General features: G+C 72.6%; 17 protein-coding genes and 3 tRNA genes. 9 read left to right on the top strand and 11 right to left on the bottom strand.

From position 1 onward, the window contains the following. Positions 1-31 precede the first annotated feature (31 nt). Complete coding sequence (locus KF840_24120) at positions 32-1,537, top strand: DUF1329 domain-containing protein (protein ID MBX3027989.1); 1,506 nt, start codon at positions 32-34, stop codon at positions 1,535-1,537. Positions 1,538-1,588: 51 nt separating this feature from the next. Here KF840_24120 and KF840_24115 read toward each other — a convergent pair whose 3' ends face one another. After that, the gene (locus KF840_24115; protein ID MBX3027988.1) at positions 1,589-2,569 is read right to left on the bottom strand and encodes an NAD(P)H-quinone oxidoreductase; all 981 of its coding nucleotides are present in this window, start codon (positions 2,567-2,569) and stop codon (positions 1,589-1,591) included. A gap of 63 nt (positions 2,570-2,632) precedes the next feature. Further along, complete coding sequence (locus KF840_24110) at positions 2,633-3,862, bottom strand: MFS transporter (protein MBX3027987.1); 1,230 nt, start codon at positions 3,860-3,862, stop codon at positions 2,633-2,635. A gap of 140 nt (positions 3,863-4,002) precedes the next feature. Between KF840_24110 and KF840_24105 the strand changes: the two genes are divergently transcribed. Beyond that, positions 4,003-4,557 carry a YqgE/AlgH family protein gene (locus KF840_24105; protein ID MBX3027986.1) on the top strand — a complete coding sequence of 185 codons (555 nt, stop codon included), beginning with the start codon at positions 4,003-4,005 and terminating at the stop codon, positions 4,555-4,557. Positions 4,558-4,592: 35 nt separating this feature from the next. Here the strand turns inward: KF840_24105 and KF840_24100 are convergent, their stop codons facing one another. From KF840_24100 to KF840_24080, 5 genes are all read right to left on the bottom strand, one after another. Further along, entirely contained in the window at positions 4,593-5,981 is a 1,389-nt protein-coding gene (locus tag KF840_24100; GenBank protein MBX3027985.1) for a M48 family metalloprotease, read from the bottom strand. Beyond that, positions 5,972-6,184 (bottom strand): hypothetical protein, encoded by a 213-nt coding sequence (locus KF840_24095; protein ID MBX3027984.1) that lies wholly within the window; start codon positions 6,182-6,184, stop codon positions 5,972-5,974. The genes KF840_24100 and KF840_24095 overlap by 10 nt, the downstream gene beginning before the upstream one ends. Positions 6,185-6,187: 3 nt before the next feature. After that, complete coding sequence (locus tag KF840_24090; protein MBX3027983.1) at positions 6,188-6,997, bottom strand: TrmJ/YjtD family RNA methyltransferase; 810 nt, start codon at positions 6,995-6,997, stop codon at positions 6,188-6,190. 70 nt (positions 6,998-7,067) lie between these two features. Further along, the gene (locus KF840_24085) at positions 7,068-7,523 is read right to left on the bottom strand and encodes a response regulator (GenBank protein MBX3027982.1); all 456 of its coding nucleotides are present in this window, start codon (positions 7,521-7,523) and stop codon (positions 7,068-7,070) included. Positions 7,524-7,545: 22 nt separating this feature from the next. Beyond that, positions 7,546-8,532, bottom strand: coding sequence for a sigma 54-interacting transcriptional regulator (locus tag KF840_24080; GenBank protein MBX3027981.1), 987 nt, complete (start codon positions 8,530-8,532; stop codon positions 7,546-7,548). A gap of 199 nt (positions 8,533-8,731) precedes the next feature. Here KF840_24080 and rph point away from each other — a divergent pair, with 199 nt between their 5' ends. From rph to KF840_24060, 4 genes are all read left to right on the top strand, one after another. Further along, positions 8,732-9,466, top strand: a complete 735-nt coding sequence (gene rph / locus KF840_24075; protein ID MBX3027980.1) for a ribonuclease PH — start codon at positions 8,732-8,734, stop codon at positions 9,464-9,466. Further along, positions 9,463-10,086, top strand: coding sequence for an RdgB/HAM1 family non-canonical purine NTP pyrophosphatase (rdgB, locus tag KF840_24070; protein MBX3027979.1), 624 nt, complete (start codon positions 9,463-9,465; stop codon positions 10,084-10,086). Before rph ends, rdgB begins: the two co-directional genes overlap by 4 nt. Positions 10,087-10,131: 45 nt before the next feature. Then, positions 10,132-10,209, top strand: a tRNA-Pro gene (locus KF840_24065). 19 nt (positions 10,210-10,228) lie between these two features. Further along, positions 10,229-10,301: transfer RNA gene (locus tag KF840_24060), tRNA-Arg, on the top strand. On the opposite strand, the gene KF840_24055 is transcribed toward KF840_24060, so the two are convergent. Next, positions 10,290-12,065, bottom strand: a complete 1,776-nt coding sequence (locus KF840_24055; protein MBX3027978.1) for a cellulase family glycosylhydrolase — start codon at positions 12,063-12,065, stop codon at positions 10,290-10,292. The genes KF840_24060 and KF840_24055 overlap by 12 nt on opposite strands. A gap of 123 nt (positions 12,066-12,188) precedes the next feature. Between KF840_24055 and KF840_24050 the strand changes: the two genes are divergently transcribed. The 3 genes from KF840_24050 (at position 12,189) to KF840_24040 (ending at position 16,431) form a co-directional block, all read left to right on the top strand. Continuing rightward, positions 12,189-12,260, top strand: a tRNA-His gene (locus KF840_24050). Between the two features lie 148 nt (positions 12,261-12,408). After that, positions 12,409-14,307: a biosynthetic arginine decarboxylase gene (speA, locus tag KF840_24045; GenBank protein ID MBX3027977.1), complete on the top strand. Its 1,899-nt coding sequence runs from the start codon at positions 12,409-12,411 to the stop codon at positions 14,305-14,307. 99 nt (positions 14,308-14,406) lie between these two features. Then, the gene (locus tag KF840_24040; protein ID MBX3027976.1) at positions 14,407-16,431 is read left to right on the top strand and encodes an enoyl-CoA hydratase/isomerase family protein; all 2,025 of its coding nucleotides are present in this window, start codon (positions 14,407-14,409) and stop codon (positions 16,429-16,431) included. A gap of 12 nt (positions 16,432-16,443) precedes the next feature. Here KF840_24040 and KF840_24035 read toward each other — a convergent pair whose 3' ends face one another. From KF840_24035 to KF840_24025, 3 genes are all read right to left on the bottom strand, one after another. After that, a complete protein-coding gene (locus tag KF840_24035) occupies positions 16,444-16,857 on the bottom strand; it encodes a hypothetical protein (protein MBX3027975.1) in 414 nt (137 codons plus the stop codon). Then, positions 16,854-18,512: a hypothetical protein gene (locus KF840_24030; GenBank protein MBX3027974.1), complete on the bottom strand. Its 1,659-nt coding sequence runs from the start codon at positions 18,510-18,512 to the stop codon at positions 16,854-16,856. The genes KF840_24035 and KF840_24030 overlap by 4 nt, the downstream gene beginning before the upstream one ends. Before the next feature lie 208 nt (positions 18,513-18,720). Then, positions 18,721-21,951 (bottom strand): AAA family ATPase, encoded by a 3,231-nt coding sequence (locus KF840_24025; GenBank protein ID MBX3027973.1) that lies wholly within the window; start codon positions 21,949-21,951, stop codon positions 18,721-18,723. Positions 21,952-21,996 lie beyond the last annotated feature (45 nt).

Genomic DNA, 21,996 nt, shown 5'->3' with positions numbered 1-21,996 from the left:
GCGGCGGGAGGTGGTTGCTACGGTCGGCACGATGATCGTCGCATCGACCGTCCCCAGCGCGCGCCACGCCTGCTCGGCGAGCCGCGCGCTGGCGGCATCGGCCGCCGCGGTGGTCAGGCGCGCCGCCGGCAGCGTCGACGCGTGGACGCGCGCCCGGGTCGCCAGCGCTTTCGCCAACGCCGTCGCCGGCGTCCCACGGCCGCACACCCAGATCGCCGGCGCATTGCGCTCCCCCGTCGACACGCCGGCGACGCTACGCCATCGGCGCCGCGTCGCCAAGTCCGCGCTGCTGCTCATCGCGCTCGCGCTCGCGCTCGCCGCGCGTGGCGCCGCCGCGCAAGCGACCCCGGGCGACGTCGTCACCCCCGATACCATCGCCGCCGCCGGCGAGCTGCTGACGCCCGGCGTCGCATGGTGCGTGCGCCGCGGCATGACGCTGCGCGTCGGCGAGCCGCGCCCGATCCCGCCGCCCGCCGCCTATCGCGAGGCGACCGAGCGCTACGCGCCGCAGGTGCGCCTGGGCAGCGACGGGCTGACGCTGCAGAACTACGTCGCCGGCCTTCCCTTCCCGGCCATCGATCCCGCCGATCCGCAGGCGGCCGTGAAGGTGATGTGGAACGCCGCCTACAAGTGGCTCGCCACCGACGACCTCGACGCCCGCGACTTCTCCGCCGACGCCGGCCCGATCGGCCGCGCCGGCGCGCCGATGACGGTCGAACGCCACTTCCAGCTCGGCTATCTGCGCCGCCTCTTCTACAACGGCCGGCTCTACGTCGACCCGCGGCCGTCGCTGCCCAACCCTGAGGGCATCCGCTATCGCGAATCGCTGCACCCGGTGGCGGAGCCGCTCGACCTGCGCGGCGTCGGCATGACCGGCGTCCGCTACATCAGCCCGGGGCGCCCGGACGACAGTTGGCTCTACCTGCCCAACCTGCGGCGCGTGCGGCGCCTGTCCAACGCGCAGCGCTCGGACGCGCTGTTCAACCAGGACATCGATAGCGACAGCTACTTCGGCTACAGCGGCCACATCGGCTGGATGGACTGGCGGTTCCTCGGCGAGCGCACGGTCCTGGCGCCGATGCACGGCACGCACTTCCCGGTGCAGTGGGGCGCCGGCAGCGCCGACTTCGCCTTCGACGACGTCTGGGAGCCCCGCCGCGTGTACGTCATCGAGGGCACCTCCAAGCTGCCGCAGTACGCGTACGCGAAACGCGTCCTGTTCGTCGACGCCGAGACCTACGTCGTGCCGCTGTCGGACCTCTACGACCACAGCGGCCAGTTGTGGAAGGTGTGGCTGAACCTGTTCTCGTATCGCAAGGAGCCGTTCGCCGGCGCCAAGGTCTCGGTCTACCCCGACGACATGGGCTTCTCGCCCGCCGTGGTGATGGTCGACGTCAATGCCGATCACGTCACCCGCGTCGCCCTGCCGAGCCGCGCCAGCAGCGACGCCGAGGGTTGGTTCTTCAACATGGGCGATCGGCTCGGGCTGACGGAGAGCTGGTTCAAGATCTCGAGCCTGATCCAGGCGGCGCAGTGAGACGGCCGGCTGCCCGCGGCGTTCGCGAGGGCCGACGGGCAGCCATCCACGCTACGACACGCGGAGGGCGATCTTCCCGAAATGCTCGCTCGCCTTCATGATGCGGTGCGCTTCGGCGGCGTGCTCGAGCGGCAGGACGCGATCGATCACCGGCCGGATGCGTCCGGCCGCGAGCGCGGCGCCGAAACGGGCGACGAAGGCCTGGACGATCGCCGCCTTCTCGGCGGCGGGGCGGGTGCGCAGCGTCGAGCCGATGATCTGCTGCCGCTTGACCATCAGGCCGGCGAGGTCGAGCTCGCCGCGCGCGCCCCCCATCAGCCCGATCACCACCAGCCGGCCACCAATCGCCAGGGCCGCCAGATTGCTCTCCAGGTAGCGGCCGCCGATCGCGTCCAGCACCACGTCCACGCCGCGGCCGCCGGTCGCGTCGCGCACCGCCGGGGCGAAATCGCCGCGGCGGTAGTTGATCGCCGCGTCGGCGCCGTGCGCCAGGCAGCGCTCGCATTTCTCCTCGCTGCCGGCGGTGACCAGGATGCGCACCCCGGCGACGCGACAGAGGGTGATCGCCGCCGTGCCGACGCCGCTGCCGCCGCCGTGCACGAGCACGCTGCCGCCGTCGGGCACCGCGCCGAGCATGAAGAGATTGAGGAACGCGGTGAGGAACACCTCGGCGAACGCCCCGCCCTCCTCATCCGATAACGCCTCCGGCACGCGCAGCACCGAGCCGGCATCGACCACCGCCTGCTCGGCGTAGCCGCCGCCGGCGAGCAGCGCCATCGCCCGCTCGCCGACCGTCCAGCCGCGGACCGCGCTCCCCACCTCGGCGATCTCGCCGCCGCACTCGAGCCCGAGGACGGCGGACGCCCCGGGCGGCGGCGGATACAGTCCCTGCCGCTGCAGCAGGTCGGCGCGGTTCACCGCCGTCGCCCGGACGCGGATGCGGACGTCGTTGGCGCCGAGCGGCGGCGCGGGCACGTCGCCGAGATGGAGGACGCTCTCGTCGCCTGGCTGATCGAAGACGATGGCACGCATGGCGCACCTCCTATCACGGGCGCGGCGAAACCCCAGCGGCCCGCGGCGGCGGCGGACACCGAGTCACTCGCGGATCCAGGAGCGGATGCGCGGCAGCAGCAGCAGCGCCGGCATCGCCAGCCCGACCGTGACGGCGAACCAGGCGGCGTACCCGACCGCCTGCACCGCCGCGCCGCTCACCCCGCCGGCGGCGTCGCGGCTCAGCCCGAACAACGCCGAGAGGCCGGCGTACTGCACCGCCGCGTGCTCCTTGTCGCAGATGTTCATCAGGAAGGCGAGAAACGCCGCGGTGCCGAGACCGCTGGTGAACGACTCCACCATCGAGGCGCCGTAGATGAGCAGCCGCGTTGGTTCGGCGAGCGCGTGCCAGCCGTCGGCGAGCGCCGCGACCGGCGTCGCCGCGTGCGACGGGGTCCACCACGCCGCGGTGGCATAACCGAAATTGGAGAGCGCCTGCGCCAGCCCGAGCGCGAGCAGCGCGCGCCAGATGCCGAAGCGATCGGTGAAGCGCCCGCCGACGATGGCGCCGGCGATGGTGGCGAACATCCCGACGGTGCTGGAGACGACGCCCACCTCGCCGACGCTCAGCCCCGAATCGAGCCAGAACGGCTTCACCATCGGCCCCATGGCCGCGTCGCCCAGCTTGTAGAGCAGCACGAAGGCGAAGACGGCGGGCGCGCCGGGTCGCCGCGCCCATTCCAGCAGCGGCCTGAGCCAGTGGCGACGCGCTTCCGGCGACACCGCGACGCGCGGCGCCCACGGCGCCACCAGCGCCAGCGCGGCGAGCGTCACGGCGGCGATCGCGAACACCGCCGCCCAGCCGAGCCAGGTCGAGAGCAGCACCAGGCCGCCGCCGCTCAGGATCAGCGTCAGGCGCGCCACGGTCAGGCGCACGCCGTTGGCGCTGCCCTCCTCGCCCGGCGACACCAGGCCGATGGTGTAGGCGTCGATGGCGATGTCCTGCGTCGCCGAGGCGAAGGCGATGAGCAGCATCAGCAGGCCGACGAGGAGCGCGGCGGACGGCTCGACGCTGCCGAGCACCGCCGTGGCGACGGCGATCACCGCCAGACAGACCGCCATCCAGACGCGGCGGTCGCCGTAGCGATCGATCAGCGGCGACCATGCCACCTTCAGCGCCCAGGGCATCCCGAGCAGCGAGTAGAGGCCGATCGCGGTCAGGTCGACGCCGCTGGCGCGCAGGTACACCGGCATCACCTCGCGCACCACGCCGAAGGGCAGCGTCTCGGCGAAGTACAGCACCGCCACCCACCCCAGCTTCCGCCGCAACGTCATCCGCGGCGACCCATCCTCCGCGACGCGCGACGAGTCAATTGCCTCCGCGCCCCCGAGAGCGGCCGCGGGCGCGGCGAGGCATTGACTTCGCGCGGAGGCGCCCGCAACAATCCCACCCGTCCGTCAGGTGGAGGCTGTGCATGTGGGACGAGTCGAGCGCGTTGGCGCCCACGCTGCTGGTGGCGATGCCCCAGCTCCAGGACCCGAACTTCGGCAAGACCGTCGTCCTCCTGTGCGAGCACCGCGAGGAAGGCGCCATGGGCCTGGTGCTCAACCGCTGCACCGACACCACCGCCTCGTCGATCGTCCAGCTCGAGCCGCCGGTCGACCACGACAACGGCATGCCGGTGTGGATCGGGGGACCGGTCGACCCCTCCCGCGGCTGGCTGCTGATCAACTCCGACGTCGGTGACGGCGTCGAGGTCAGCCCCGGCGTCTTTCTCTCCGCCTCGCGCGACCTGCTGCGCCGCGTGCTCGAGAGCGACGAGCTCGCCGAGCGCAGCCGATTTCTGGTCGGCTATGCCGGCTGGGGTCCGCGCCAGCTCGACGCCGAGCTCGCCGCCTCGGCCTGGCTCACCGTGCCGGTCGACCGGCAGTTGATGTTCGACACGCCGAGCACCGAGATGTGGGAGGTGGCGATCCGCCGCCTCGGCATCGAACCCCACGCCCTGGCGCCCGGCCCGGGCGTGCACTGAAGCGCCGCGCGCCGTCCGCTCCCCGCCGGCCGGCCTCAGCCGTCGCCGCTCGTCGCCACCGCCGGCGTCGGCACCTTCAGATAGGCGCTCAGCACCGCCATCCAGCGCTGCGCGTCCTCCTGGCGCGGGTCGCCCGACGGCAACTGCGGAATGGCCCGGGCGTACTGGCCGAGCGCGGTGGGGTAGTCGCCCCCGAGGCGCGCCGCGGTCGCCAGGTGGTAGAAGCCGTCGCCGGCCCGGCCGGCGCGGCCGGCGAGCAGACCGTAGCCGTGCTGCGCCGCGGCCAGCGACGGCGCCGCGGCGAGGGCGCGCCGGTACGCCGCCTCGGCGCACGCGCTGTCGCCGAGCGCCTGGCAGACCTGGGCGAGATCGAGCTGCGCGCCGGCATCGTCGTCGTGGCGCGCCAGGTGGGCGGTGAGGCGCGCCCGCGCCGCGACGAGGTCGCGCTGCCGCAGCGCCAGCCGTCCGATCTCACGGTCGACGCCCTCGACCCCTCCCGCCGCCGCCGCGGCGAGCGCGGCCTGCGCATCGTCGAGCTGTCCGGTCTGCAGCGCGACGATGCCGTAGAGGTACTGGGCGTTGGGGTTCGCGGGGTCGGCGTCGCGCAGCCGGCGGTAGGTCATCAACACGTCCGCCGGCGGATCGCTGGCGGCGCGCACCAGCGCCTGCACGCGCTGCAGCGCCAGCGTCGACGGCGGGCGCTGCCGCGCCGTCCACTGATGCGTCTTGAGGACCGCCTCCAGGCGGTCGAGCCGCTCGTCGCTCAAGGGGTGGGTCTGCAGATAGGGCGGCGCGCTCGAGGGCGTCAGGCGCTGCTGGTCGCTCAGCAGCGTGAAGAAGTCGAGCATCGCCCGCGGATCGTAACCCGCCGCCTGCATGTAGCGCGCGCCGAGGTAGTCGGCCTCCTGCTCGAACTCGCGGGTGTACTGCAGCTTCGCCGCCTGCGATGCGGCCGTCGCCAGCGAGCCGACCGCCGGCTGCACGATCGACAGCAGGGTGCCGAGCAGCGCGGTGTAGTTGAGCACCGTCGACTTCTCCTGCTGGCGGACGACGTGGTGCGCGTGCACGTGCGCGATCTCGTGTCCGAGGACCGCTGCCAGCTCGTCATCGTTGTGCAGCGCCGCCAGCAGGCCGCTGTGCACGTAGACGTAGCCCCCCGGCACCGCGAAGGCGTTGATGCGCGGATCGCGGATCACCGCGAACTGGTAGTCGAAGTACGACTGGTCGAGCGTCGCCGCGATGCGGCTGCCGATGCGGTTGACGTAGGCGACGACGTCGGGATCCTCCACCAGCGGCGCCTGCTGGCGCAACGCGAGGTCGAACTGCTGGCCGAGCCCGCGCTCGCCCTCGTACGATATCGCCGCCGCGGGCGCGGTCAGCAGCGCCAGCGTCGCGAGTGCCAGGACGCCCGCCGTCAGGTGCATCGGGTGACGTATTCGAGCAGCTCCGCCAACTGGCGGAGCTGCCGGGCGCGGATCGGCTTCTCCTCCGGCGGCGCGCTGGCGAACAGGTGCAGCGCCAGTTGCAGGTTGGCCTCCAGGATGTGGACGCAGGCCTCGCTGGCCGCCTGCTCGCGGGCGCGGCGCCGGGCACTGGCGCGGGACCCGAAGGAGAGGACCTCGGCCATGGCTCAGGCGCGCGCCCGGCGCCTGCTCGGCGCGGCGCCAGCGGACGGCGTCCCGGCGGCCCGCGAGCCGGCCCATTCCATCTGCCGGGCCATGCCGCGCAGCAGGCGGACATCGTGCGGCGTCAGGGTGGCGCGGCCGAGGATGCCGCGCAGCGCGTGCATGACGTGATCCGGATTCTGCGGGTTCAGGTAGCCGATGCGGAGCAGCGCCGCCCGCAGGTGCGCGAGCAGCGCGGCGACCTCGGCCGCGGGCGCGACCGGCGCCCCGCCCACCGCCGGCGCGCCTGCCTGCGCCGCCCGCCGCAGCTCCCAACAGACGAGGAGGACCGCCTGCGCCAGGTTCAGCGACGGGTACGCGGCACTGGTGTCGATGGCGCACACGCGATGGCAGTGGCGGAGGTCGGCGTTCGACAGGCCGTGATCCTCGGGGCCGAAGACGATCGCCAGCGGCCCCGTCGCCGCGCGCGCGACCATCGCCGGCGCCAGGGCGCCGAGATCGTCGACCTCGGCCCGGTAGCCGCCGCGGCGGCAGGTCGTGCCCACCACCAGATGGCAGTCGGCGACCGCCGCCGGCAGCGTGTCGGCGAGGCGGGCGCCACGCACCAGATCGCGCGCGTGCACCGCCATGCGCTCGGCCGCCGCCAGGCGCGGAATCGCCGGCCGCACCAGCACGAGCTCGGCGAGCCCGAGGTTCTTCATCGCCCGCGCCGCCGCACCGACGTTCGCCGCGCCGCGCGGGCGCACGAGGACGATGCGCGCGGCGCGCAGCGGATCGGAGGCCGTCAGCGCGCTGGCCGGCTCACGGGAGGCCATGCCTCCCTCCATACCGCCGCGCCGCGGCGGGTGCCACTCGGGTGGAGCGCCGACGGCTGGCGCCCGACGGCTACTTCTTCGCCAGCCCCGCGACGGTCGCCGCGGTGGCCTCCATGCGGCGCTCGAGCTCGCGGCTGTGCAGTTGCGCCTGCAGGCGCGCGAAGAGCTCGAGCTTGTTGACCGGCTTGGTGAGGTACTCGCTGACGCCGAGCATCATGCCGCGCGCGCGGGTCTCGATGTCGTCCTTGGCGGTGAGCAGCACCACCGGGATGCCGCGCCACGCCTCGCTGGCGCGCAGGCGCTCGCACACCTGGAGCCCGTCCATGCCGGGCATCATGACGTCGAGGACGATGACGTCGACCGCCTCCGTGCTCAGCGCCTGCAGGCAGGCCGGCCCGTTGTCGGCGCTGACCGTGGCGTAGCCCTCGCGGTTCAACCAGCGACGGAGGATTTCCAGGGTGTTGGGATCGTCGTCGACGATGAGGATGCGCCCGTGCGCCGCCTTGCCGTTCTTCTGCTCGTCCATGTGCACGCTCCTCCCCCGGGCGTCAGATCAGATAGCCTTCGGCTTCGCCGCCGCCGCCGGTCTTGCGCCGCAGCTTGGCCACCAGCGTGGTGCGCTTGAGCCCGAGCAGGCGCGCGGCCGCCTGCTTGTTCCCCTTGGTGCGGCGCAGCGCCTCGTCGATCAGGCGATACTCGAACTCCTCGACGGCGCGGTTCAGGTCGATGCCCTCCTCGGTCAGCGTCGGACGCGGAATCTTCTTCTCGGAGATGAAGGAGCGGATGTTCGGCGGCAGGCTGTCGACGCGGATGACGCCGTCCTCGCTGAGCACCACCATGCGTTCGATCAGGTTCTCGAGCTCGCGCACGTTGCCCGGCCAATCGTACTCCCACAGGTGCACCATCGCATCGTCCGCGACGTGGCACTGCCGGCCCTCGTGCTTGGAGTTGTACTTGTCGAGGAAGTGCTGGACGAGGATGGGGATGTCCGATCGCCGCTCGCGCAGCGGCGGCAGCAGGACGGGAATGACCTGCAGGCGGTAGAACAGATCCTCGCGGAAGCGCCCCTTCTCCACCTCGTTCGCCAGATCGCGGTTGCTGGCGGCGATCACCCGCACGTCGACCTTCACCGAGCGGTCGGCGCCGACCGGACGGATCTCCCGCTCCTGGAGGACGCGCAGCAGCTTGACCTGCAGCGGCGCCGTCATCTCCCCGATCTCGTCGAGGAAGATCGTCCCTCCGTTGGCGAGCTGGAACATGCCCATGCGCGCCCCCACGGCGCCGGTGAAGGCGCCGCGCTCGTGGCCGAACATCTCCGATTCGAGCAGGTCGGGCGGAATGGCGCCGCAGTTCACGGCGATGAAGGGCTGATTGATCCGGCGGCTGTGGGCATGGATGTAACGGGCGATCAGTTCTTTGCCGGTGCCGCTCTCTCCCATGATGAGCACCGTCGAATCGGTGGCGGCGACGCGCTGGCAGATGCTGAGGATCTTTTCCATCACCGGGTGATTGCCCTTGATCGTGAAGTTTTCCATGCGCTGCGCCCCTTCCGTCCGTGAGCTCGATCTCTCAGTGACGAAAAAATAACATGAGCAGAGAGCGCCTCAACCGCTTTTTTCACCGAGGCGAATTTGCGTCACATTCGTTTGCCACCGCATGTCGCATGCGGTGCCCACTCCTCGCCCCGCCCGGTGCCGTGGACCGTCACGGCGATACCGGCTACACGCAGCGGCTATGGCTCTCCGCGCCGATGGCCGCCAGGCCGCCGATCTCCGTCCGCTCACCATCGTCCCCGACTTCATCAGCCAGGCCGACGGCTCGGTGCTGATCGAGGTCGGGCGCACGCGCGTCATCTGCACCGCGTCGGTCGAGGAGAGCGTGCCCCCGTTTCTCCGCAACAGCGGCCGCGGCTGGGTGACGGCCGAGTACGGCATGCTGCCGGGCTCGAGCAGCAGCCGCATCGCGCGCGAGTCGGCGCGCGGCAAGGTGGGCGGGCGCACGCACGAGATCCAACGCCTCATCGGCCGCAGTCTGCGCGCCGTCACCGACATGCGGGCCCTCGGCGAGCGCACCCTGTGGATCGACTGCGACGTCATCGAGGCGGACGGCGGCACCCGCACCGCCTCGATCACCGGCGGCTACGTCGCCCTCGCCCTGGCGCTGCACCGGCTGCGCGAGCGCGGCGTGCTCACCGCCAACCCGCTCACCGACACGGTCGCCGCGGTCAGCGTCGGCATCGTCGCCGGCGAGGTGCTGGTCGACCTCTGCTACGCCGAGGACAGCACCGCCGACGTCGACATGAACCTGGTGATGACCGGCGCCGGCGCCTACATCGAGGTCCAGGGCACCGCCGAGGCGCATCCGTTCACGGCGGCGCAGCTCACCCGACTGACGACGCTGGGCAGCGAGGCGATCGCCATCCTCGGCGCACGCCAACGCGAGGTCCTGCGCGCCACCGGCGTCGTGTGATCCTGGTCGCCGCCACCGGCAACGCCGGCAAGCTGCGCGAGCTGCGGGCGCTGCTCGACGACCCGGCCCTCACCTGGCGCTCGCTCGCCGACTACCCGGAGCTGCCGCCGGTGGTCGAGGACGGCGACACCTTCCTCGCCAACGCCCGCCGCAAGGCGCACGCGCTGGCACGCCACGCCGGCCTGCCGGCGATCGCCGACGACTCCGGCCTGGCCGTCGACGCCCTCGGAGGGTTGCCCGGTGTGCGCTCGGCGCGCTTCGCCGCCGACGCCGGGGCGGGATCGGGCGACGCGGCGAACGTCGCCCTGCTGCTGCAGCGGCTGCGCGACGTGCCGGCGGAGCGGCGCACGGCACGCTTCCACTGCGCCATCGTCGTCGCCAACCCCGACGGCCGCGAGCTGCTGGCGGAGGGCCGCTGCGAGGGACGCATCGCCGAGGCGCCGCGCGGCGGCGGCGGCTTCGGCTACGACCCGGTGTTCGTCGTCGGCGACCGCACGTTCGCCGAGATGTCGGCGGCGGAGAAGGACCGCCTCAGCCACCGCGCCCGCGCCGTCGCGGCGCTGCGCCCGCGCCTGCGCGCCTTCCTGGCGGCGGGCGCCGCCCGCGCGCCGTTGCGTTGATTTCGCGATGACCCTCTGTTAGCCCCGGCGCACGCGATGAGGTGACGGGGCGTAGCGCAGCCTGGTTAGCGCACCTGCCTTGGGAGCAGGGGGTCGGCCGTTCGAATCGGCTCGCCCCGACCATTCGCGCGCAGCGGCATCCGCGCCAGTAGCTCAGTGGATAGAGCAGCAGCCTTCTAAGCTGCGGGTCGTAGGTTCGATTCCTACCTGGCGCGCGTCGCGTTCGAGACCCCGTCGACGACTGGCCCCGCCCGCTCGACGGTGAGATGCCAGGCGCCACCGGTCGCGGATCCGACGACGAGGAGATGGTTGGGGGCGGCGTGGATCGAGCGGACGTCCGTGAAGCCCCCGCCGAGGATCCGCGCCCCGCCGCCGCTCCCGAGCGGAAAGAACACCAGCAGCTCGGCGCCGGCCGGCGCCTCGTCGCCGCCGGCGGTGAGGCGGCCGGTGTCCGGTTCGTAGGTCGACTCCGTCAGCCGTCCCGGCGCGGCGCGGACGTAGGCGCGGGTGAGCTGGTCGACCAGGTCCTGGCGCACGCCGGTGACGGCGTTGCTGGCACAGTCGACCTCGAACTCGCCCCAGACGTACGGGACATTGCCGGCGCGCACGTCGCCGGCCTTGTGCGGGTCGCCGCACGACTCGCGCCAGGTCCACAGGGTGGCGCCGATGCGCCATTCGTCCTGCAGCCGCTGGTGCTCCAGGAAGTACGGGTCCTCGGGGTTCGAGGCGCGGCGGGGGTCGCTGCCCCACTCGCCGCTGAGCACCGGCGCGCCGCCGTAGCGCTTCGCCTCCTCGCGCGCCTGCGCGAAGGCCGGAGCCAGCGGCTGCCCGTCGAGCCCGCCCTGGTAGAGATGCGGTGCGTAGACGACGTCGCGGTCGCGCGCGAAGTCGGGCGTCGCGCCGAGGCCGAGCAGCGCCCAGACCGCGCTGGGCTCGAAGAAGACCAGGCGCGGCGGGCTGCCGCCGTCGCGCTCGCCGACGCGGATGGCGGCGATGGCGTCGGCATAGAGGTCGCCCAGCGCCGCGATCTGCGCCTCGGAGAACGCGTTGGGCTCGTTCATCACATCGTAGCCGGCGACCCCCGGCTCGGCGCCGAGCACGCGGGCGACGTGTCCGAGCATGGCGGCGTAGCGGCTGCGGACGCCGATCCCGGTGCCATCGGCGGCGTCGGCGAAGAAGGCGGCGAAGGCGGCGCTGACCGCCGGGCTGAGCTCGCGGATGCCGGCGGCGGCGCAGCGCGCGGCGCCGCCATCGAGGGTCGCCCAGCCCGGCGCGCCGTCCCAACCGAAGGCGGGCGTGGCGGGCGGAGCGCAGACCTCGTCGGGGCGCGCCGCCAGCGTCGGGCCCCAGGCGTCCTGGTGCAGGTCGAGGATCGTGTAGAGCCCGCGGCTCGCCAGCAGGCGCACCGCGGCGCGCGCCTGCTCGAGGTAGGCGGCGTCGTACTGGCCCGGGGCGGGCTCGACGCGCGACCAGGAGAGGAGCAGGCGGACGGTGTTCCAGCCGATCGCCGCCATCCGGTCGGCGTCGTCCGCGGTGAACGGGAACACCGTGGGAAACTCGCCGTACTGCCAGTACTCGGCGAGGGCGTTGACGTTCACCCCGCGCAGCAGCACCTCGCGCCCCTCGGCGTCGACGATGCGCCCGCCGCGCTCGGCGTCGGGCTCGGCGTGCAGATCGGGCAGCCGCAGCAGCGCCTCGGTGGCCGTCGCCGTCGGCGAGGCGGTCGGGCTGACGGTGGCGGTCGCCGGCGGCGAGGCCGTGGCCGTGCGCGTGGCGGTGGCGGTGGCAGTCGCCGCCGGCGGCCGCGTCGCGCTCGGCGACGGCGCGGCGCTCGCGGTCGCGCTCGGCGCGCGCGTCGCCGTGGCGGTGGCCGATGCCGTCGCGCTCGGCGTCGCCGGTCCCTGCCCGCCATCGCCGCCGCAGCCGGCGAACGCCACCGCGGCCAGCGTCGCCAGCGCCAACGACCGTATCGCCCCCATGTCGTCCTCCTATGATGCCGATCGCCGAATGGCCACCCGCCCGCGCCCGCCGCCCGAACGAGCGCGCGCCCGTCCGTGGCTGGATTTCGCCGCCTGACTTTGCTTACTCTCGCCGTTCCGCTGGTGAGTGTAGCTCAACGGTAGAGCACCGGACTGTGGCTCCGGGGGTTGTGGGTTCGAGACCCATCACTCACCCCTCTCGATGCACCGCGGCGCGCGCGGAGGGACGCGTCCTCGCTCCCTCCGCGCCGCGCCGCCGCGGTCGCCCTATTCCGTTTGTCCCCCCTGCGCGTTATGAAGAGACGCTTTTGATCAGCGACGGCGGAGGCGACCTGGGAAGACGATGCGCGCGTGGACGGTTCGGGACTGTCTGGAGCTCTACAACGTGCCCACCTGGGGCGCGGGGTTCTTCTCGATCAACGCCAAGGGACGCCTGGAGGTGCAGCCGCGGCTCGACGGCGCGCGCATCGACCTGCTCGAGCTGGTGCAGGATCTCCAGCAGCGCGGCCTGCGCCCGCCGCTGCTGATCCGCTTCTCCGACATCCTCGCCGCCCGCGTCCAGGGCCTGTGCGGCGCCTTCAATCGCGCCATCGGCGAATACGGCTACCGCGGCACCTACCGCGGCGTGTACCCGATCAAGGTCAATCAGCAGCGGCACGTCGTCGAGGAGATCGTCGAGTACGGCGCGGCCAGCGGCATCGGCCTCGAGGCCGGCAGCAAACCGGAGCTGCTCATCGCCATGGCGCTGTGCGAGACCCCGGGCGCCCTCATCGTCTGCAACGGCTACAAGGACAAGAAGTACATCGAGACGGCGCTGCTCGGGCAGCGCCTCGGCCGCACGCCGATCATCGTCGTCGACCGCTTCCATGAGGTCGACCTCATCATCCGCGTCTCGCAGGAGCTCGGCATCCGCCCGCACATCGGCGTCCGCGCCCGCCTGAGCACCAAGGGCGCCGGCAAGTGGATCGAGTCCACCGGCGACCGCTCGAAGTTCGGCCTCACCGCGGTCGAGATCGTCGAGGCGGTCGAACGCCTGCGCGCCGAGGGCATGCTCGACTGCCTCGAGCTGCTGCACTTCCACATCGGCTCGCAGATCACCGCCATCCGCGCCCACAAGGACGCCCTGCGCGAGGCGAGCCGCATCTTCGTCGGCCTGCACGACCTCGGCGCCAGGCCGCGCTACGTCGACGTCGGCGGCGGCCTCGGCGTCGACTACGACGGCTCCTCGACCAACTTCCACTCGTCGATGAACTACTCGGTGCAGGAGTACGCCAACGACGTCGTCGCCTTCATCCAGGAGGCCTGCGACGCGCGCGGCGTCCCCCACCCCGACATCGTCACCGAGGCCGGGCGGGCGATGGTGGCGCACCACTCGGTGCTGATCTTCGACGTCCTCGGCGTGCACGAGATGCTCTCCGGCAAGGCCCCCGAACCGGCGCAGGCGAGCGACCACAAGGTCATCAGGGATCTCGCCGAGGTCTACGCCGGCATCTCGCAGAAGAACGTCCAGGAGGCCTACCACGACAGCCTGCAGCTCAAGGAGGAGGCGACGACGCTCTTCGCCCTCGGCCTGCTCGACCTGCGGGTGCGGGCGCGCGTCGAGCGCCTGTTCTGGGACTGCTGCGAGAAGATCCTCCGCATCACCCGCGAGATGCCGTACGTCCCGGACGACCTCGAGCCGCTCGAGAAGGGCCTCGCCGACACCTATTACGGCAACTTCTCCGTCTTCCAGTCGGCGCCCGACCACTGGGCGGTGAAGCAGCTCTTCCCGGTGATGCCGATCCACCGCCTGGACGAGAAGCCGACCCGGCGCGGCGTCTTCGCCGATCTCACCTGCGACAGCGACGGCAAGATCGACCGCTTCATCGACCAACGCGACGTCAAGGAGACGCTGCCGCTGCACCCGTTCAACGGCAGCCCCTACTTCATCGGCGTCTTCCTGGTCGGCGCCTACCAGGAGATCCTCGGCGACTACCACAACCTGTTCGGCGACACCGACGCGGTACACGTCCGCCTCGGCGCCGACGACCGCTACGTCGTCGAGCACGTCGTCGAGGGCGACTCGGTGAGCGACGTGCTGCGCTACGTCCAGTACGACCGCCACCCGATGATCGAGCGCGTCCGCCGCACCATCGAACAGGCGATGCGCGAGGGCCGCCTCACCCTCGAGGAATCCGCCCGCCTGCGCCGCCGCTACGAAGAAGGCCTGAGCGAGTACACCTACCTCACTCGCAACGACTAGGAATCGTCGCCGCAGAGACGCCGAGGCGCGGAGGCCGCCGACAAGCGGTCTTCTCGGCGTCTCCGCGCCTCGGCGGTGGAATTCCTTTCTGGGGGAACCATGTTCACGCACGAGATCCGCAACGGCATCGCCTTCGTCACCTTCGACTCCGGCGGCATGAACACGCTTTCGGCGGCGGCGGTGGAGGCGCTCGATGCGAAGGTCAGGGAGCTGGGGGCGATCCACGCGAGGACGCCGCTGGCGGGCGTGATCCTCACGGGCAACAAGTTCGGGCTCGGCGCCGGGGCGAACATCGGCGAGCTGATGCACGCCGACCGCGGCCAGTTGAGCGGCTTCATCGATCGCGGCCACCAGGTCCTCTATGCCATCGAGGACGGACCCCTGCCGTGGTTGGCGGTGATCGACGGCTTCGCCCTCGGCGGCATCTACGAGCTCGCCCTCGCCTGCCGCGGCATCATCGCGACGCCGAAGTCCACCCTCGGCTTCCCCGAGATCCGCCTCAACATCTTCCCCGGCCTCGGCGGCACGCAGCGCATGCCGCGGCGCAGCGGCCTGATCAACGCCAGCGACCCGATCAACGGCGACGCCGGCTTCACCGCCGTCCTCACCGGAAAGAACTTCCGCGCCGCGGAGGCCGCCGCGATCCGCATGATCGACGCCGTCATCCCCGGCGACGCCGACGTGGACCAGTTCGCCGAGCGCTTCCTGCGCGAGACGCTGCCGTCCCTCGACCGCACGCCGCCGGCCGATCTCGCCAACGCCGAGAGCCTGATCCCCATGGTGCTGCCGATGGTGCAGAAGGCGACCATGGGCCGCCCCAACCCGCGCGCCCCGTACGTCGCCCTCGAGGTGATGGCCAAGGGCGCGGCGCTGCCGCTCAAGGAGGCGAACGCGCTCGAACGCGACGCCTTCATCGACATCTGCACCTCGCCCGAGGGGCGTGCCGGCATGCGCTTCTTCTTCACCCAGCAGTCGGTGCAGAAGCTGCCCAAGTCCTTCCCCGGCGCGGCGCGGACGCTGAAGACGATCGGCGTCGACGGCGCCGACGGCTACATGGGCAATGCCATCGCCTGGCTGGCGCTGGAGGCCGGCTACCAGGTCGTCGCCCACGTGCCGCTGGCGCAATTCGCCGCGTCGGTGCCGGAGAAGCTCGCCGCCAAGTACGGGCGCGCGGTCAAGAAGGGGGCGATGAGCGCCGCCGACGTCGACAAGAAGGTGGGCAGCGTCACCGTCGCCACCGACATCGCCGCCCTCCGCGACTGCGATCTGGTGATCGAGGCGCGCATGGAGAACCGCCAGATCAAAGGCGAGTTCTACCGCGCCCTCGGCGGCGTCATCCGGGCCGACGCCCTGGTGGCGTCGAACTCGAGCTCGATGGGACCCGGGCTGCTCGGCGCCGATTTCCGGGCCGGCGGCGGCGACCTGCGCCAGCTCCTCAACCTGCACTTCTTCAGCCCCGCCGAGCATCCGATGATGCAGCTCGTCGAGGTCATCGCCGCGCCCGAGACCTCGGCCGACGCCGTCGCGACCGCGCACGCCTTCGTGCGCCGCATCAACAAGACGCCGGTGCTGCTGCGGGACGGCTCGCCCGGCTTCCTGGTCAACGCCGGCCTCGCCGCCTACATGCTCGCCGCCGAGACGCTCTACCGCGAGGGCACGCCGGCGGCGGCCATCGACCGGGCCATGCGCGAGTCGATCTTCCCCGTGGGCCCGTTCGAGCTCGGCGACCAGGCCGGCCTCGACATCGCCGCCGGCATGTTCGACACCATCGCCGCGGCGGAGACGCTGCCCTTCGCGCCCCTCGCCTGGACGCTGCGCGAACAGAAGCGCTTCGGCATCAAGAACGGCGCCGGCATCTACGAGTACAGTGACGGCAAGCCGGCCGGCGAGTGGCCAGGACTGGCCGCCCTGGTGCCGGATCGCGGCAGTCGCGTCGCCAGCGCCGAGGAGATCGTCGAGCGCTGCGCCCGGGCGCTCTACGCCAAGGCGCGCCAGCTCTGCGACCGCGGGATCGTCGCCTCCGAGGCGGAGTGCGACCTCGCCTTCGTCTTCGGCATCGGCTTCGCGATGTATCTCGGCGGCCCGATCTTCTACGGCCAGCAGCGCGGCTGGGACCGCGCCTGAGGCGGCGCGCGGTCACGCCTCCTGCGCCAGCACCGCGATCCAGCACAGCAGGGCCAGCGCGCCCAGCAGCAGCGGCACCAGGCCGGGGAGCCAGGCCGGACCGATCGGAATCGGCATCGGATCGAGGAAGGCGTAGAGCGCGTCGGCGGTCCACAACAGCGCCAGCACGGTGGTCGCCACCCACGCCTGGCGACCGTCCGGGCTCCGCGCCCCGGCGTGGCGGATCGCCAGGATGCTGGTCGCGCCCACCACCAGGGCGAAGCACAGCTCGAGGTTGACCAGCTCCCAGCGCACGAACCGGTTGGCGATCGGGATCTCACCCCGGGCGAAGGCGACGTAGGCGAGCAGGGTATGGCCGGCGATGACCAGCAGCGACGCCCAGCCGCCGATGCGCGCCGCCCGCCGGCGGGTGAGCGGCAGGCTCACCACCGTCTCGCCAGGCTGCGCAGGACGGTGAGGCCGCCCTCGATCAGCGGATGGTCTCCGGGGAACATCAGCTCGTAGAGGTAGGCGTACTCGGCGGCAGCGAACACGTACTCCCAGCCCAGGGCCCCCTCGGGGTTGAGCAACCGCAGCGGGTCGAGGCCGAAGGCGTAGTGGGCGATCGCCATCCCCGACACCAACGCCCCCTCCTCCGAGTCCATCGTCAGGTTGTTGCCGGCGAAGTAGATGCGGGTGTCCTGCTGCTCCGGATACGGCGTCTGGCTGTGGCTGCGGCTGACGCCCTGCGCGGTGTGGAACCGCTCCTTCTGCTCGCGCATGAAGAACGGCAGCCACATGCCGTGCGTCCAGTTCATCGGCGTCGGCGCCAGCACGCCCCGCTCGGGGATGGGCACGCCGGGACGCGTCCGCGGGTCGTATCCGTACATCGTCAGGTAGTACTCGAAATCCGGATCGGCCACGTCCATGAGGTTGCGCTCGACGTAGGTGGTGAAGGTGGTGAACATGTCGTAGGGCTTCCCGGGCTGCGCCGGCGGCGACCAGTAGCCGGTGAACTGCAGCGTCTCCTGCGGCGGGTCCGGCAACCCGGGGGCCAGCAGCGAGCGGTCCTGGTGCAGGTAGCAGTAGCCGGGGATCAGGCTCCACACGCTGTTGGTGTCGCCCTGCGGCTCGCCGACGAAGGGCTGGTAGAAGCTCCGCAACCGGTTCTCGGCGTGGTCGAGGATCGTCGCGTTGCCGTTCATGTCGAGCGACGAGACGACGAAGTCGAAGCGCTGCGGCTCGCTCAGGTGGCCGTCGGCGTCCTCCCAGCGCACCCAGGCGCAGTCGTCCCCCGGCCAGAGCTGTCGCACGGTGGTGTCGGTGCGAACCGTCAGGTGGTCACCGAGAATGCCCCGGGCGTGATCCAGCATGGTCCGGATCCAGTGCGACGACCCCTTGGCGAAGCGCTGGAAGCCCTCGCCGATCGCGGTGAAGCCGGCGTAGCCGAAGTCGAACAGCGGCGCGACCTCGAGCACGTTCACGTGGCCGAGCAGCGACTTGCCGTAGCCGTTCATGATGCTCATGTAGGGATCGAGGAAGTACTGCTCGAAGCGGGTCAGATCCTCGAACGCGTCGCGGCGCGCGTCCAGGAATTCCTTCAGCGTCGCCATGGGCGTCGTCGGGAAGTCGAGCAGCTTCTCGAAGGTCGCGCAGTCCCGCCGTCCCTGCCGGTACATTGGCGTGTCCTGGTAGGCGGCGAAGTTGCCCCAGTATGGGGTCACGCCGTTCACCGGCGGAAAGGCGCAGGAGATCTTCAGCGGCACGTCCTGCAGCGTCACCTCGTCGCGAAACTCGGGCAGCCGCAGCATGCAGAGCAGGTTCGGGTACATCTTCGGCGCGATCATCTGGACGCCGAGGTCGATGTCGTAGCGGTTGCCGTTGACCGTCACCGGCACCGAGTAGGCATGGCCGCCGATCCATCCGCGCTCCGCCGCCCCCGCGGCCGCCCCGGCACCGGGCGACAGCGGCGGCCGCTGGGTGTGCACCAGCGTCACCTGGTACGGCTGTTTCGCCATCCCGAGCTGTTCCGCTTTGGCGAGGCACCAGAGCAGGCCGACGCCGCTGGCGCCGCCGCCGATGATGCAGATCGACTTGGCCATGCCTTCGCTCCTTCCGGCTCGCAGAAGCCGATCCACGCCGCGGCGCACAGCCGCCGAGCGCCGCGGCGGCGCGTGACCCGAACTGTCCGTGGCGACGCCGTCCACGCCGAGGTTCGCTCGCCATGCCGTCGACGCCGCATCGCTCTCCCGGGTTCCGCGTCCGCCTCCCCATGTCGCAGAGCGTTCGTCCCTTCTCCGCTCGCCACGGCTAGAGCGCCGCGAGCACGCGCGCCGCGGCGTGGTGATCGGCGATGTCGAACCCCTCGTGGAACGAGGCGTGCACCGGCGCCAGGAGCGCCCGCGCCTCGTCGCGGCGTCCCTGCGCCGCCAGCAGGCGCGCCAGCGCGGTCGCGGCGCGGCGTTCGAACAGCGACGTGCCGTCGCGCCGCGCGGTCGCGATCGCCTCGCGGTAGGCCGCCTCGACCACCGCGACGTCGTCGCCGCGCGCCGCCCGCAACGCGCCGCGCAGGCGCTGCAGCTCGGCGTGGTGCCAGCGCTCCTCGGTGGCGCGCGCCCCGAGCGCGTCGTCGATCACCGCCAGCCCCTCGTCGAGCGCGCCGGCGGCGAGCTGGGCCTCGGCCAGCAGGCCGAGATACTGGGTGAAGCCCAGCCGCTGGCCGGAGCCGACGTGCTCCGCCATCCCGCGGCGGAGATCCTCGATGCCAGCGGCGCAGCGCCCCTGCATCGCCTGCGCCCAGCCGCCATAGATGCGCCCCCAGGCAGCGAACAGCGGCATCTGCAGCGCTTCGCACTCGCGCCGGAGCTGGGCATCGAACGCCAGCACCGCGTCCACCTCGCGCAGCCAGGTGTGGACGACGAGATTGGCGACCAGGGCGAAGGGCCGCATCCCCGGCGCGTCGCCCAGCTCCAGCAGTTGGCCGCAGCGCGCCCGCGCCTGGTCGGCGCGGCCGGTGAGCGCCAGGGCGATGCCGCTGTAGAGCAGCGCGCCGTGGCTGAGCACCGACACCATGCCGTCGTCGCCGGACGGGATCGCCATGGCGCGGTCGGCGGCGGCGATCGCGCCGGCGAGGTCGCAGAGGTGCAGGCGCGACGCCGCCCGCGTGCCGCACGCCTGCGCCAGCATCGCCGGACGCCCCTCCGCCTCGGCGATCGCCAGGATTTGCTCCGCCAGCTCGCCGGCGGCGGCGATCTCGCCGCGACTGAGCGACAGCCCCCAGATGCCGAGCAGGGTCGAGAAGCGTTGCTCGGCGTTGCCGATGCGTTCGCCGAGCTGGCGCGCCCGCGCCATCGCCGCGGCGGTCTCCGGGACCACGAACCCCTTGCCGTACTGGAGCGCGGTGGCGAGGCGGAGCTGCAGCTCGAGCTCGCGGCCGGCGCGCTCCGGCGACTCGGGCGACAGCAGCAGCGCCTCGATCGCGTGCGCGAAGTGGATGCTCGCCTCGCGGAAGGCGGAGCGGGCGAAGACCTGCTCGGCGGCGGCGGCCCACGCCGCGGTGGCCCGGACGCCGTCGCCCGCCGCCGTCCAGTGCTGCGCCAGGAGCTCGGCCGGCGCCTCGTCGCCGGCGGCGATCGTCTGCGCCACCGTCGCGTGCAGCTCGCGTCGCCGCCGCTTGAGCAGCGAGTCGTAGGCGGCCTGCCGCATCAGCGCGTGGGTGAACTGGTAGGTCGCCTGCGGCGGCGCGCCGCGCACCCGCACCAGGCCGGCGTCGGCCAACGCCGCCAGGCCGGCGTCGAGCTCGCCGGCGCCGAGCCCCGCCACCCGCGCCAGGAGGTCGTGCGAGAAGCTGCGCCCGATGACCGCCGCGATCTGCGCCACCTCCTTCGCCGGCCCGAGGCGATCGAGACGCGCCAGCAGCGAATCATGCAGCGTCAGCGGCACGCCCTCCGCCGCCGCGTGGTCGTCATGGCGCTCGAACACGGCGCGCGCCAGCTCCTCGGCGAACAACGGCACGCCGTCGGTCCGCTCGACCAGCGCCTCGATCACCGCGCCGACGGGATCGCGATCGGCGGCGACGTGGGCGACGATGTCGCGCACCTCGGAGGCGGAGAGCCGATTCACCTCCAGCCGAGCGTCGTCCGCCGCCAGCGGCCAGGGCAGCGTGAAATCGGATCGCGCGGTCAGCAGCAGCAGCACCGGCTCGCCGGCGATCTGTCGCGCCAGCAGACCGAGGGTCTCGAGGGTCGACGGGTCGGCCCAATGCAGGTCCTCGAACACGAGCAGACGCGGATCGCCCCGGCCGATGCCGCGCAGCCAGCCGACCAGCGACTCGATCAGCCGCCGGCGCTCCTGCTCGGCGGTGCTCAGCACGTGGCCGTAGCGCGCCTCGACCGGCAGCTCGAGCAGCGCGCCGAGCGCCCGGCCCGCCCGCGGATCGATGCCGCCGTCGCGCAGTCGCCGCTCGAGATCGTCGAGACGCGCCTCCGCCGACCACCCCGCGGGCCACCCCAGCTCGTCGTCGAGGAAGAGCCGCAGCATGCCGAACGGGGTGTGGGCGAGCTCCGACGCGGCCGCGATCTCGATCCAGCGCGCCGCCGCCACCTCGGGGTCGTCGCGGAACTGGGCGATGAGACGCGACTTGCCGATTCCGGCCTCGCCGACCAGCAACACCACCTGCCCCGCGCCGGCGCGCGCCGCCGCCCAGCGCCGACGCAGGAGCTGCACTTCGTGCCGCCGCCCGACGAACGGCGTGGCGCGGCTGGCGGCGCCGGCGGCGCGGCGGCTGCGCGCGTCGCGCACGCCGCGCACGCGGTGCAGCTCCACCGGCTCCGGCACGCCCTTCAGCGCGTGGCAGCCGAGGTTGTCGAGCTCGAACGCCTCCGCGACCAGGTGGCGGGTCGCCGCCGTGACCACCACCGTGTTCGGCTCGGCCAGCGCCTGCACCCGCGCCGCGACGTTCATCGCGTCGCCGAGGGCGACGGTGGCCTGCCGTTCGCCGGCGCGCACCGGCGCGACGATCACCACGCCGGTGTGGATGCCGACCCGCGCCACCGGCGCGACGCCGAAGCGCGCCGTGCACGACGCCGCCAGGGCGGCCAGGGCCCGCTGCGCGTCGAGCGCCGCCAGCACGGCGCGGCGGGCGCTGTCCTCGTGCGCCAGGGGATAGCCGAAGTAGGCGAGCACGCCGTCGCCGAGCAACTGCGCCAGGTGGCCGCCGCGGGTGCGCACCGCCTCGCCGCAGGCGGTGTAATAGGCGCCCACCAGCTCCTGGTACTCCTCGGGATCGAGGCGCGACGCCAGCTCGGTCGAGCCGACGAGATCGCTGAACAACACGGTGAGCTGGCGCCGCTCGCCCGCCGCCGCGCCGGCGGTCTCCGCGGCGCCGACCGCCTGCCCGCACTGCGAACAGAAGCGCGCCGCGGCCGGCAGCGTCGCGCCGCAGCCGGCGCAGCGGGGCGACAGCGCCCGTCCACAGGTGGCGCAGAAGCGCGCCGAATCGGGATTCGCATGCCCGCAATGGGCGAGATCCGACTCCACCATGCGTGGCCGTGCTGTTCCCCGATCGCCGCGCTGGCTGTCAAGCGA

This window comes from bacterium, from assembly GCA_019637795.1.
GTDB lineage: Bacteria > Desulfobacterota > Binatia > HRBIN30 > CADEER01 > JAHBUY01.
The sequence above is the reverse complement of the archived record's forward strand: the minus strand, read 5'-3'. Positions and strand labels throughout refer to the sequence as shown.

What these genes read in the sequence shown, in the direction of transcription:
- KF840_24025 (MBX3027973.1), bottom strand. Translation starts at nt 21,951, where the DNA reads ATGGTGGAGTCGGATCTCGCCCATTGCGGGCATGCGAATCCCGATTCG.
- KF840_24030 (MBX3027974.1), bottom strand. Translation starts at nt 18,512, where the DNA reads ATGGCCAAGTCGATCTGCATCATCGGCGGCGGCGCCAGCGGCGTCGGC.
- rph (MBX3027980.1), top strand. Translation starts at nt 8,732, where the DNA reads ATGGCTCTCCGCGCCGATGGCCGCCAGGCCGCCGATCTCCGTCCGCTC.
- KF840_24100 (MBX3027985.1), bottom strand. Translation starts at nt 5,981, where the DNA reads ATGCACCTGACGGCGGGCGTCCTGGCACTCGCGACGCTGGCGCTGCTG.
- KF840_24085 (MBX3027982.1), bottom strand. Translation starts at nt 7,523, where the DNA reads ATGGACGAGCAGAAGAACGGCAAGGCGGCGCACGGGCGCATCCTCATC.
- KF840_24040 (MBX3027976.1), top strand. Translation starts at nt 14,407, where the DNA reads ATGTTCACGCACGAGATCCGCAACGGCATCGCCTTCGTCACCTTCGAC.
- KF840_24110 (MBX3027987.1), bottom strand. Translation starts at nt 3,862, where the DNA reads ATGACGTTGCGGCGGAAGCTGGGGTGGGTGGCGGTGCTGTACTTCGCC.
- KF840_24080 (MBX3027981.1), bottom strand. Translation starts at nt 8,532, where the DNA reads ATGGAAAACTTCACGATCAAGGGCAATCACCCGGTGATGGAAAAGATC.
- speA (MBX3027977.1), top strand. Translation starts at nt 12,409, where the DNA reads ATGCGCGCGTGGACGGTTCGGGACTGTCTGGAGCTCTACAACGTGCCC.
- KF840_24095 (MBX3027984.1), bottom strand. Translation starts at nt 6,184, where the DNA reads ATGGCCGAGGTCCTCTCCTTCGGGTCCCGCGCCAGTGCCCGGCGCCGC.
- KF840_24055 (MBX3027978.1), bottom strand. Translation starts at nt 12,065, where the DNA reads ATGGGGGCGATACGGTCGTTGGCGCTGGCGACGCTGGCCGCGGTGGCG.
- KF840_24115 (MBX3027988.1), bottom strand. Translation starts at nt 2,569, where the DNA reads ATGCGTGCCATCGTCTTCGATCAGCCAGGCGACGAGAGCGTCCTCCAT.
- KF840_24105 (MBX3027986.1), top strand. Translation starts at nt 4,003, where the DNA reads ATGTGGGACGAGTCGAGCGCGTTGGCGCCCACGCTGCTGGTGGCGATG.
- KF840_24120 (MBX3027989.1), top strand. Translation starts at nt 32, where the DNA reads ATGATCGTCGCATCGACCGTCCCCAGCGCGCGCCACGCCTGCTCGGCG.
- KF840_24090 (MBX3027983.1), bottom strand. Translation starts at nt 6,997, where the DNA reads ATGGCCTCCCGTGAGCCGGCCAGCGCGCTGACGGCCTCCGATCCGCTG.